Annotated in this window: 8 protein-coding genes and 1 pseudogene; all 9 read right to left on the bottom strand. The window is 60.9% G+C overall.

Translation table 11 applies throughout. The features are described from left to right. Positions 1-143: 143 nt before the first annotated feature. Positions 144-516: pseudogene (locus tag D6850_RS18405) on the bottom strand (transposase); the annotation flags it as partial. A gap of 171 nt (positions 517-687) precedes the next feature. Next, the gene (locus D6850_RS18400) at positions 688-3582 is read right to left on the bottom strand and encodes a right-handed parallel beta-helix repeat-containing protein (RefSeq protein ID WP_121169083.1); all 2895 of its coding nucleotides are present in this window, start codon (positions 3580-3582) and stop codon (positions 688-690) included. Positions 3583-3741: 159 nt separating this feature from the next. After that, positions 3742-5193, bottom strand: coding sequence for an asparagine synthetase B family protein (locus D6850_RS18395; protein WP_121169082.1), 1452 nt, complete (start codon positions 5191-5193; stop codon positions 3742-3744). Between the two features lie 91 nt (positions 5194-5284). Then, on the bottom strand, positions 5285-5884 hold the full coding sequence (locus D6850_RS18390) for a class I SAM-dependent methyltransferase (RefSeq protein WP_121169081.1): 600 nt from the start codon (positions 5882-5884) through the stop codon (positions 5285-5287). A 98-nt stretch (positions 5885-5982) separates the two neighbouring features. Further along, positions 5983-7395 (bottom strand): efflux transporter outer membrane subunit, encoded by a 1413-nt coding sequence (locus tag D6850_RS18385; protein WP_121169080.1) that lies wholly within the window; start codon positions 7393-7395, stop codon positions 5983-5985. Positions 7396-7536: 141 nt separating this feature from the next. Further along, entirely contained in the window at positions 7537-8850 is a 1314-nt protein-coding gene (locus tag D6850_RS18380) for an HlyD family type I secretion periplasmic adaptor subunit (RefSeq protein WP_121169079.1), read from the bottom strand. A 10-nt stretch (positions 8851-8860) separates the two neighbouring features. Next, on the bottom strand, positions 8861-10594 hold the full coding sequence (locus D6850_RS18375) for a type I secretion system permease/ATPase (RefSeq protein WP_121169078.1): 1734 nt from the start codon (positions 10592-10594) through the stop codon (positions 8861-8863). A gap of 219 nt (positions 10595-10813) precedes the next feature. Further along, entirely contained in the window at positions 10814-11407 is a 594-nt protein-coding gene (locus tag D6850_RS18370; RefSeq protein ID WP_121169077.1) for a VPLPA-CTERM sorting domain-containing protein, read from the bottom strand. Between the two features lie 208 nt (positions 11408-11615). Next, a complete protein-coding gene (locus D6850_RS18365) occupies positions 11616-11864 on the bottom strand; it encodes a hypothetical protein (protein WP_121169076.1) in 249 nt (82 codons plus the stop codon). Between the last annotated feature and the right edge of the window lie 144 nt (positions 11865-12008).

The following is a 12008-nucleotide window of genomic DNA, read 5'->3' as shown; positions in this document are numbered from 1 at the left end:
CACAACCAACATCCCCAACTCGCTCCCTCAAATCCGTCGAGGAAGCTTCTGAACAGAAATATCAGGGGGGTCACTTTTGGACGCCGATTACCCCAATACAGGGGTCAATCTTGCATGCCGGTTCACACATTGATCGATCCGCCCCGGCGATGTGGCAGGCCATGCTCGGCCCGAAGATACGCGACGGCTTCGCGCTTCACGGCGGGCCCTACCACTTTTTTGAAACCAGATCCTTCATCGCGGCCAGGTCCAGCATCTGCTCGGCCAGAAGCTTCTTCAGCTTCGCGTTCTCATCTTCCAAGGCCTTCAGCCGCTTCGCATCCGACACCGTCATGCCGCCGAATTTGGCCTTCCAGTTATAGAACGTGCCTTCCGACATACCGTGCTTGCGGCACAGGTCAGCGCACTTCGCGCCGGCCTCGTGCTCCGTCAGAATGCCCCCTCTCGGTAGATTGCTTCGCAATCGCCTGCCGGGCAGCGGATGATCTGTTCGTCCGTAAATCTTGTTCGCTTCATTGTCCGTCCTCAAGTTGGGCCGGCCTCTAATCAACAGTGGAGGAAAAATCCCGTGGCAGGTCACCGTGACAAGCTTGGTACGCACTTGCGCTTGAAAGGTAGTGTTCCAGCCGCGCACAGCCGGGCGGGAACACCATCTGAAACTGTGACCCTGTTCGCCTTGTGGCCTGCTCAGATCAGTACCGCTGCATCATCCAAAAACACGGCTTCGTCGTCGAGCTGGAAGTCGCTAACACTGCCTTCGTAAAAGCGGTTCCAGGCGGTCCCGATCGACCAACCCCATTCATGTCCACCGGAGCCTACGAAATCCAGATCCATGTTCTGCTCGTCGAGCAGCAGCTCGCCGTCGAGCACCACCTGCAGCCGGTCCGCCTCGGCATCGACCGCCACGTTGAGGGAATGCACATCGGTGTCCCCGACCCCGGCATTGGCGATCTTGATGGCCTTGTGGAACGGCTGATCGGTATTCGCGACATGGATGAGCAGGGCGTCATCCTGGAGCGCGACCCCGAATTTCATGTGGTTCCAGACCATGCGTTCGGTCCCGCTGTCGACCTCCGAGCGCTGGAAATCGAGTGAGAGGTTAAACTGCTGCGAGTCTTCCAATTCCTGAATACGCCCAAGCGCGACGAAGTCTCTGTGGCCGTCAAGCACCACTTCGGCCTCACCATCAGTATTCTGTGCGACATGAGCATCGCCGATCAGCTTCGCGCCGCTCTCGCCAGTCTCGATGCGGGCGAAATCGGCAGTGTAAAGAGGTGCGGAAACGTCATCGACCGGGATATCCGTGTGATCCTGCCCCGGCTGGGTGGCGTCATCCGACGGAGGTTCGACACTGTCCGGGGTATCGTTATCCTGCGGAGGCGGAACCTCATCAACCGGTTCTTCCGCAGGGTCTGGTGCGGAAGGCTCGTCGGGTGATGGTTCGGTGTCGGGCGCCTCCGGCTGCGTCGCACCATCCTCGTCCACGCCGTCAATGGTCGGCTCGCTGATCGGCTCCGCATCGTCGGGGATCACAGCCAGATCACCCTTGTAGTCCGGGAAGTCCTGGTTGCCGACGTCCAGGTCGAAGGCAGTCAGGGTTCCATCGAAATTCTGTTTGCCCCACGGATTGCCGAAACCCAAGTTGCGCGGATAATCGCCACGCATATTACCTTCGATCTCCGTCGCACCAGCCAATTGATCATCGACATAGATCATAAGACTGCTCGCCTCGCCGTCGAAGACGACCCGGATGTCATGATCAGCCCCGTCATTGACCGTGACTCCGGTGGTGGTCAGGGTCTTGGACTGTGTATCGGTCCAAAGCTGCAAGCTCACCTCGCCACGCGGGGCGATGGACAGCAAGAAATTGCCGTGTACGCGGGCCACTTCTCCGGTGCTGCCCAACGTGTCTGCGCGCAAAGTCATCGCCATATCGAAGCTGTCGGCCCCGAACAGCCGTGACAAATACTCTTTTCCGATGCCAACCTGCGATCCGGTGGCGCCAAGATCGATGCCATGGCCTTCCGCCGTGGACACAGACGCCTTGTCAGTGTCCGCGATCGCGGTTGTGTCGCCATAACCTTCGGCCTGGAACAACCCGGTCGCAGGATCATAGGACAGCATGTCCGCCCCCATGATGGCGACCTCACTCACCGCCTTGGCCGTGGCGCCGTCCGGCATCACCACCGTCAACGTGGCTTCATAGCGCCCGGCATCGGCATAGGCATGCCGCACCACCTGCCCGGTCGCACCGGTTCCATCCCCGAAGTCCCAGATGAATTGAGCGTCAGCGTCGATGGCCACTCCATCTGGCCCGCGGGTCTGATCTGCTCGCAGAACCAGATCCCTGCTTTCACCCTCTGCATGCTCGACCTTGAAGATTGGCGTCAGAGGGCTGGCTCCCTTATCGAGATGCATCAGGGGTGAACCAAGACCTTCGGCCACACTTCCGGGCAATAGGATCTTTTCCCACAGACCGCTGCCTCCCAGCCTGCTGTCAGCGAAAATCTGCCCAACAAAGTTCTCCGCATTCGGGTTGTCGTAATTCACGTCGATATTATTACTGAAGATAAACCCTTTGTCGGCCATAGCCTTCTGTTGGGCTTCTCCAAAAAAAGTCGAGATGATGTTGTCCTCAAAGCGAATATCCCTTGACCCATCAGTCAAGACCAACTGAGAGCCTCGCATCTCGACACCATCGTTGTTCAGAATCGTGTTGCGCGAGATTGTGGCATCGGAAACATTCTCGAAGCGCACCGCCTGGCCGGTGCTGCTGTGAATGACGTTGCCTTCGACAGTTACATTCGTATAGCCGACACCATTTTTATTATCATCGAGATAAATGCCCAACAGTGAGCCACCCTCTTCGTCGGAAAAGACGTTATTGGTAATGGTGATATTCGACATCGGCTGCCCGCCAGGCCCAGTCCAGAGATGGACGTAATCGCCATGATCGCCGGCACCGCCCATTTTCCATGGGTTGGAGTCGTGGAAATAGTTACCGTCTATAATCAAGTTTGAGCCACTACCAACAACCGGCGACGTCCGAAGATCATAGATTTCGTTATTCAGAAGCGAATTGTCACTACCGGACATCACGATGCCTTTGAAAAAGTGCGAAATATCGTTGTTCTCGACCACGATATTTGTGCCAGAGATGGTAACCGCCCGACCGATCGGCTCACCGAGAATGCCCGATGCTCCCTGCTCTCCAGGTTCGGAATCCGGAGAAATACCGGCAATCGAGTCACCTCCTTCTATTTTGCTGTTGCGCAGGGTGATGCTCGAGACGCCTTGCACGGCCCGGAATGCACTGGACCATTCAACTGTGTTTTCAGTCGGCATGAAGTCGATGAAAAGCGAGTCGAAGGTTACGTTTGAGGATTCCGTTATATTGATCGTGTTGAACACTGCGGGGTCATCCGGGTCGGCAGATCTGACCGTGACCTCTGAATCGAAGTTCAGACGGCGCAGCGACAGGTTGCCATAGTCGCCTGCCGCAAGCTCGATGGCATCGCCGCCCGACGCGCTGTTGAGCACGGTTTGCAATTCTTCTGCAGACGAAACGGTGTAGGTGGTCATGCTGTTCTCCTCGCGAAACGCTCCGACCGAGTCGGCTGCTCTTAGATCGGCAGCAAGGTGGCTACCCAATATGGCAGCATCAAGATCATAGAAAGAGAGAATGTGGCAAGGTGCGCTTTAATAATTGAGTAGGTCGGTGTGCGGGCCTCTCGAAACAGCCTATCGGCGCATCTTGCGGAGCTTTCGAGCAATCAGTTGCGGGCGCCGCGCGACGCGCCCGACTTGCTTCAACAGGTCGCGTACGACCCCTTGACTGTTGAAAGGATAGGACATGAGCTCCGGCCAGTGCATGCGGATGATCCCGGTCGTCAACACGCTCTGGCGTTTCCATGCATCGGGAAGACCGAGCATCAGCTTGATCGACCGGGCCGTCCCAAGGGGATTGTGGCGTATCAGGGTCGGGTCCGAGAACATCTGTGCGCCACCCCATGGCCCTACACGCTGCTCAAGATAGGCTAGATCAAGGGCGATAAGGGAATCGATCCCTTGCAGGCCCTTCAGCCAGTCGTCTAACCGGTCTTCCAGCCTCGGTTCGGTCGGAAGGCCCATCCGCCCGGCAAGCAACTTTCCGGTCAGTAGAGCATCTTGTCTATCCTCGCCGTGCCAGAAAAAGGCCCGCCCGACCTCACCGATTCCGCCGCCCACGAAGACATGATTCTCTCTGAGCACTGCGAGACTTGGATGCGTCAGCCTGTTTGGCCCTCCCACGCAATGTCCCCCCCGACGCATGTAGCGCGCGACCGTCGCCTCGTCCGCGGTCACCCGCGGCAGCATGCTATGGTTCAAGCCAAGATCATGAGCGATGCGCCTTGAAATCACCGTGTCATCAGCGCGCCGCGTGTCGCCTTCCAGTGTAACAAACTCGATAGAATCCAGATAAGGAAATGCACAGGCGAGCATCACGCGTGTCTCATGCCCTGCCGTCAAGGCCTGTACAACTTTCTTTGGCCCATTAAGCAATGCTTCGAGTTGGATGCGGATGATCTGAGAAATTTCTTCCAAGCTGCTTTCAGGCGATTGGGTGCGCTCGACAGTCTCAAGTGGCCAATAGCGTTTTTGGCTCCAGTCCCGGAGATCGAGAACATGGTTGGGCAGGAGGCGCTCAACTCCCTTATGGGCTGTCATCCCCCCCGGAAACCAGCCATCATTATCGATATCCAGAGCCGCATAGAGATCATAACGGAACAACGCCTCGTATTTTGCGTCCGACAGGATCGCATCTGCTGTCGATCCGGCTACACCTTTTTCAGGCGAATAGACACAAGGAACCTGGGCTGCACAGTCGGGATAAATCCTACTCTTACCCGAAATGTTCAACAGGAGAAGGAAGCGTCCGCCGAGCCGATCGAGGATCATCTCCGCCGTCGCCTCAATCCCGAAGGAGCCGGGAATGGTAACCTTCAGCGGCCCCGACAAGACACACCGCTTCTGGAGATCGATCGGGAAGCCCATGAGCAGACCAATCCGCACACCGGAGGCATCGAGAATATCGAAGACGCCAATATCGGGATGCGCGCGCACACGAATTTCGTCATCAGTCACGCCCGGTTCCGGTTTGATCGTGAACTGGCGCGGGGCGAGCGAGCTGTCGATATTGAACGTCAGATTCATAGTCGCTCCAAAGTATAGAGGTTAATCCACCACCCTCATCGCAATAACAGACTTTGCAAACCCCAGCACCCGTTCCTTCCGAATCCTTCCGTCAGGGAAGAACGAGCGCATCAGGAACGGGCTGATGATGCGGGTGTGGTACGCGTGGCAGGGCCACTTTGAACGTGCGCTTGCGCGCATAGCCGACATTCATCTTCGTGAAGAACCATATCCGCCAAGTATCGGGCAGCCAGTGGAAGAATGGCACGCCGTAATGCGGCTCAACCGGGAACCAGTAGTTCGGAGTCTGGACGTAATAGCTTTTGCCGACGCGCCTCACCTCATCTGCAAAGCGCTTCATGTTCTGGTAACTGCCGACATGCTCTATAACGCTGTTGGAATGTACGATATCGAACGCGGCATCTGCGAACTCCGGCATGTTGCAGGCATCGCCGGCAACCGACAGGATCTGCAAGTCCTCGCTCGGCTTGGAATAGGCTTCCAGCTCAGCCTCAAAGTTCAGGCAGGTGATTCTGACCTTGTCCCGCAAGTCCGGGGGCAGGATCGCCCAATACTCCGGACGTCCGCCGGCATCCAGGATCGACACCTCCGGCTGCGTCTCCAGGATATGGCGCAGCAGTGTGTCGAAAACTTCGAATCGTTTTTTCCTGAAATGTGTTTGCAGCTTGTAAAACAACTTGCCGCGTTTCATAGAACATCCCCTTCGTCACGCACTGATCTGCCAGCCGGTATAAGCTCCCATGGGACGTTTCTACGGCATCCTGACCGTCGTTGTCCTGAAGAAAAGGCCTATTCCCCGGCCACCTCCACCTCTTCCACCCCGTGCCCCGAGCCCAGGTTCACGTTCAGCTCGACAAAGCTGCGCCCCACGCGGCGGAGGGTGGCGGCGAGAGTGGCGTTGGCGGTGGCGACGTTCTGTTCGGCCTCTATGAGGTCGCGGATCGTGGCGCCGTCGCCGGACACGATCTTGCGGGTCAGCGTGACCACCTCCTTGTAGAGCCGCACGGTTTCCTGCGCCGCGCGCTGCGCCGAGAGCGCCGCGCCGTAATTGGCGAGCGAGGTTTCGACGTCGCGGATCGCCTCCAATACGGTCAGCTTCCATTCGGTATGGGCCTGCCGGACCAGCGATTCGCGCCGGTCGACCGTGGCCTTGCGGGCGGTGTTGGGCAGGATCGGAAAGGTCAGCGCCGGGCCGAAGAAATAATCGGTGTCGCGCGCGCCCGACAGCGAGGCGCCGGTGATCGTGCCGCTCAGCGACAATTGCGGGTAAAGATCGGCGCGCGCCGCGGCGACGTCGCGGAAGGCGGCGTAATAGCTGCGCTCGGCGATCTTGATGTCGGGGCGGTTGCGCAGCAGGTCCGCCGGGATGCCCACCTCGGGGGAGAGCGCCACGCGCGGCTGGCGCGTCGTGGCGCCGAGATCGATCTCGAGCGTGCCGGGAATCCTGCCGACAAGCACCGCGATCTCGTTCCTGGCGGCGTCGATGGCGGCGCGGATCTCGGGAATTTCCGCCCGGGTCTCGGACACGAGCGCGCGCGCCTTGACCACATCGATGCGGGTGGCGGCGTTCCCCTCCTTCAGGCGCTCGATCAACTCCAGCGTCTGGCGGCGAGAGGCCAGTTCCGAATGACGCAGGCGCAGGCTGGTCTGCTGGTAACGCAGATCGACATAGGCATTCGAAATATTGAGCAGAAGCAGGAGCCGGGCGGCGTCCACTTCGGCGTCGGCCACCTCGATCCGCGCGCCGGCCGCATCGATCTGGGCGCGCCGCCCGCCATAGATGTCGAAGATCCACTCGAACCCGAGCGAGGCTTCGGCGCGCGTGCCGGACGGCCGGTTATCCCCGCCTTCGCGCCGCACTCCGGCCCGGGGCGACAGGAAGGCGGCTTGCGGGACGGCGCGCTGGATGGCCTCGGCCTCGACGACGCGCTGCTTGGCGATATCGAGATTGAGATTGCCCTCGAGCCCGGTCTGGATCAGGGCGTCGAGAGTGGGGTCGTTGAAGGCCTTCCACCAATTGGCGTTGCTGAGCAGCACCGGAGAGCCGTCCCGCGCGGATTTGTAGGAAGAGAGGAAGGAGAAGACCGGCGCCTTGTACGGATCGTCCGAACAGCCCGCCAGAAGTGACAGTCCTGCCAGTACGGAAAATGCACGTGACGTCCAGCGCCAACCCTCGCGCGTCATGTGAGTGTCCTGCCTCATGCTCCATGCGCCCCGGCTTTTGGCGCCGGCTGGTCACATGTTTCTGCTCAGGGTGCAGCATGACCCGAAAGCCGTGTGCGAACAAGGTTTCACATGCGATGATGGCAGGTTGTGCCATCGGCGCATCACCCCGCCCCCGGCTCAGTCGCCGCGGAAGGCGCGGCGCAGCTGGTCGCTCAGCGGGCGTATCAGGTAGCTCATCACGGTGCGCTCGCCGGTCTGCAGGAAGCCTTCGATCGGCATGCCGGGCAAGATCTCGTGCCCCTCGAGCCTGGTCAGTTCCTCAGGCGGGATGGCCAGCGTGACCCGGTAAAAGCTCCGCCCGGTGGCCGGATCGGTGACGCTGTCGGGCGAGATGCCGGAGACCGTGCCGAAAATCTCGGGCGCGGTTCGGCTGTTGAAGGCGGTGAAGACCACCTTCGCGCGCTGTCCCTGCGCCACCTGGTCGATCGCATTCGGGTCGACCCTGATCTCGAAATCCACCCCTTGGGAAACCGGAATGATCTGCAGGATCGTCTCGCCCGGCGGGACGACGCTGCCGGCGTTGAAGACCTGCATTTCATGCACGACGCCATCGACGGGCGAAAGGATCTCGATCCGGTCGAGCTGTTTCTGCGCGGTCACGATCTGCAGCATCAGCTCCTCGCTCTTCAGCGTCGCTTCGCGCAGATCGGTGACCACCTGCTCCTTGAACTGGCGCTCGGCCTGCAGGATCTCGAGCTCGGTATCGCGGACGGAATTCCGGATCCGGGCCAGTTCCGACTGGTGCTCGGAGATCTCTCCCAGGAGCCGGGACCGCGAGCGTTGCAGTTCGAGCACCTGCCCCTCGCGCGCAAGCCCCTGCGCATGCAGGGCGCTGACATCCGCCAGTTCCTGCTCGATAAAGCTCAGCTGGTCGCGCTTGGCCTTGACCAGTCCCTTGACGCCGGCGATCTGGTTGTAGAACTGCGCGACCTTCTCGCGCAGCTGATCCTGGCGGCCTTTCATGACGTCGCGCCGCGCCTCGAAGATTTCCCTCTGGCCGGCATTGATTTGCCGGAGCGGCAAACCGTCGAGATAGGTGGCGTCGTAGTCGAACGCCATTTCCCGCAGGCCCGCCTGTTCGGCCTGCAGCCGGTTGATCTTGGCGCGGGTTTCGGCCAGGCGGGTGCGGTACATTTTCAGGTTGATGCGCAAGAGCGTCGGATCGAGCCGCAACAACACGTCTCCGCCCTTCACCAGGTCGCCATCGGCGACGCGGATCTCCTCGACGACTCCGCCATCGAGGCTCTGGACGATCTTGGGCTTGCCGCGCACCACCGCCGAGCCCGAGGCGATCACCGCGCCGTTGATCGGCGTGAAATAGGCCCAGCCGAAAACCAGGGTCAGCAGGACGATCCCGGCGAGAACGCCGAGACGGCCGGTGCGCGCCAGATCGATCCTGGGCGTCGGCGCGGAAGACGCATCTGCAGTCATCACGGCCCCCTTACTGCGCCACGACCGAGACCGGGCGCGGCTTGCCGTGCAGCACCTCGTCCTTGTCGCCGAATTTCGCCATCCGCCCCTGGTGCAGCAGCATGATCTTGTTGACCGAGGCAAGCGCGCTCGGGCGATGGGCCATGACCACCACCACGCAGCCCTTGGCGCGCATGGTGCGGATCGCTTCGGCCAGGGCGTCGTCGCCGTTGGCGTCGAGGTTGGAATTGGGTTCGTCCAGCACGATGAGACGCGGCGCGCCATAGATCGCCCGGGCCAGCCCCAGGCGCTGGATCTGCCCGCCCGAGAGCGGCCGTGTCAGCCGGTCCATGTGGGTGGCGTAGCCGTCCGGCAGGCCGAGGATCATGTCGTGCACCCCGGCGATGCGCGCGGCCTCGATGATGTCGGCGTCCTTCGCTTCGGGGTCGAACCGCGCGATGTTCTCGGCGATGCTGCCCGAGAGAATCTGCAGGGATTGCGGCAGGTAGCCGATATGACGGCCCAGGGCCTCGGGCGTCCATTGGTCAAGCGTCGCCCGGTCGAGCCGCACCTCGCCGGACTCTGCCGTCCAGACCCCGACCAGAAGCTTCGCCAGCGTGGATTTTCCCGCGGCGCTGTTGCCCACGACGCCCAGGCCATCGCCCGGCGACAGGGCAAAGCTGACCCGATCCAGGATGCGCGGACGGTCGGCCTGCGCCTCCTCCGGCCCGGCCGGGGCCAGCTTGGTCAGGGACGTGACCCGCAGATCGCCGGCGGGCGCGGGCAGATCGATGCGCGGCTTTTCGGGCGGCGCCTGGTCGAAAACCTCGCGCAGACGCTGATGCGCCTCGCGCGCGCGCCCGATGGCGCGCCATTGGCCGATCACCTGGTCGACCGGGGCCAGCGCCCGGCCCGCGATGATCGAGGTGGCGATGATCATGCCCGGCGTGATCTCCTGGCGCAGGGCAAGATAGGCCCCCATGGTCAGCAAGGCCGATTGCAGCAGCAGCCGGAAGGATTTCGAGAAGGCCGCGAAGCCCTCGGAGCGGTCGCTGCCCACCTGCCCCGTGGCCAGGGCCGCATCATGCATCCTGCGCCAGCGCCGGACCAGCCGCTCGCGCATGCCGAGCGCCTGCAAGGTTTCGGCGTCTTCCCGCGCCTGTTCGACAAGGGTGCGCTCGGCCCCTTCTATCGACATCGCCTGGTGGATCGATTTCTGCGCCAGGACCTGGTTGAGCAGGGCGGCGACGATCACCATCCCGGCCCCTGCGAGCGTCAGCCAGCCCAGCCAGGGATGGATCAGGAACGTCAGCCCCAGAAACACCGGCATCCACGGCATATCGAAGAGTCCGGCGATCGCCGGGCTCCCCAGGAAGCCGCGCACGAGTTCGAGGTCGCGCACCGGCTGCGCGCGCGGGTCGATCCGCGAGCGCCCCCCGGTCGCGCCGCCGCGCAGGACGAACCGGAACGCCTCGTCCCCGATCCGCGCGTCCAGCCGCAGCGCGGCGCGCGACAGGAGCCGCGCGCGCAGGAAACTGTAAAGCCCGAGAAAGGCGTAGAGCAGGATGACGATGCCGAAGAGCCCAAGAAGCGTAGCCACCGACCCGGACGACAGCACCCGGTCATAGACCTGCAGCATGTAGATCGGTCCGGTCAGCATCAGCACATTGATGGCGGCGCTGAACAGCCCCACCAGTATGAATGCGCCCCGCAGCTCCCGAAAAGCCCCGAGATAGGCGTTATCCGCCGTTTTCCTGTGCCACATGCCGCTCTGCCTGCCTATTGGTTTCGCGCCCTGCCGGGCGACAATCCTGTCTCTGCCGCGCGATTGTCTACAGGGTTTCCACAGTGGCGTGGCGAATTTATGGCGCAAACCCGGTCTTCGGCCAGTTTTCGCGCAGAAGTTTATGCAAACGGAGCGGACCAATGAAAAACAGCCCCGGAACGGGGCTGTCGTGATCCTGTCGGGCGTGGAAGGGTCCGCTCAGGCGGCCTTGCGACGGCGGCGGGCGGCGATCCCAAGCCCACCGAGCGCAGTGAGCAGCAGGAGGCCACCGGCGGGAAGGGGGATGGTGGTGATCGGAAGCTCGCCGAATTCGGTATAATGGCTCAATCCGGATGCACTTTCACCGTCCCATGACAGTTCCAGTCCACCCGCTCCGGAATCGTTACGCACCAGCAGCGAGTTCAAAGTGTGGCCACCCCCGATCTTCAACAGAATATATAAAGCATCCGTGCTGAAGCTGGACGGAGCCGGTTCTGTCTTGTCCGCATCAGCAACCAAGAAACTCGAATCGCCAGCCTTGAGATTGGCGTTCACAAAATTTGTCTGGGTTGTCTCGTTGGGGGGATGGACCGTGAATACGCCACCAACTGTCGTGTTATAAGTGCCCGGCGTACTGAAAAGTGCCGAACAGGCGACCGAACATGTCAATGTCCCACGTTTATCAGCGGGACCGGCCGGATCGTCGTAGAAGGTAATTGTCGCGGCGTGTGATTTCGTAGGAAGCGCAACCGTATAAACAGCCATTAAAGCAGCGACGCCGATAGCGACTATAGCTCTCTGCAGTCCAAACATTTTTCGATACCTCGCCAATATGCGAAAGGAAAAATCAATTCCTGAAAGCGCGACTCATCGTCAGGAACCCGGACAAGCATGGAAGTCGCGCCAGCGCCTTATTCTCGTCCTATTCTGGCAACGAGTCAAAGAAATCTCGCTGCCGCGCAATCATGAAGGGAAATACCGGGCTGATTCGGGGCGGAACACCCGCAGCGGCTGAATCCGATCAGGGTGCGGAGACTGAATCGGCGGCTTGTTTCGCTCTCGGGCCGAATGTCGATCTGGAGGATTCGATTTCATGGATGTCCTGCGGATCGGGACGCAGGGCGACGCTCACGGCCAGCATCAGCACGCTTGTCGTGCCGATGCCGACATAGATCAGAAACGCGCCCAGGATCGAGAAGCCGAACAGCAGCGCCCCGACGCCTGCGGCCCCCCCAAGCGCCATTCCGACAACAATCAGCCCGACGATCATGCGATGCTCTCTCCTGTAGTTACAACCTATGGTTGAATTTAAACGCCTAACCAGTTCAGAGTAAAGATAAACCTGCATCGCGACCGCAACGGGACGAAATTAAGACATGTTCTTACCAGATAACCGTTACCGAAACGTATACGG

This window comes from Roseovarius spongiae, assembly GCF_003651245.1.
In the GTDB taxonomy this organism is placed as follows: Bacteria; Pseudomonadota; Alphaproteobacteria; order Rhodobacterales; family Rhodobacteraceae; genus Roseovarius; species Roseovarius spongiae.
This window is presented reverse-complemented; position numbering and strand designations above follow the sequence as displayed.

Bases quoted from the DNA above. Each gene is read 5' to 3' on its own strand.
- D6850_RS18400 (WP_121169083.1), bottom strand. From the start codon at position 3,582: ATGACCACCTACACCGTTTCGTCTGCAGAAGAATTGCAAACCGTGCTC.
- D6850_RS18395 (WP_121169082.1), bottom strand. From the start codon at position 5,193: ATGAATCTGACGTTCAATATCGACAGCTCGCTCGCCCCGCGCCAGTTC.
- D6850_RS18390 (WP_121169081.1), bottom strand. From the start codon at position 5,884: ATGAAACGCGGCAAGTTGTTTTACAAGCTGCAAACACATTTCAGGAAA.
- D6850_RS18385 (WP_121169080.1), bottom strand. From the start codon at position 7,395: ATGAGGCAGGACACTCACATGACGCGCGAGGGTTGGCGCTGGACGTCA.
- D6850_RS18380 (WP_121169079.1), bottom strand. From the start codon at position 8,850: ATGACTGCAGATGCGTCTTCCGCGCCGACGCCCAGGATCGATCTGGCG.
- D6850_RS18375 (WP_121169078.1), bottom strand. From the start codon at position 10,594: ATGTGGCACAGGAAAACGGCGGATAACGCCTATCTCGGGGCTTTTCGG.
- D6850_RS18370 (WP_121169077.1), bottom strand. From the start codon at position 11,407: ATGTTTGGACTGCAGAGAGCTATAGTCGCTATCGGCGTCGCTGCTTTA.
- D6850_RS18365 (WP_121169076.1), bottom strand. From the start codon at position 11,864: ATGATCGTCGGGCTGATTGTTGTCGGAATGGCGCTTGGGGGGGCCGCA.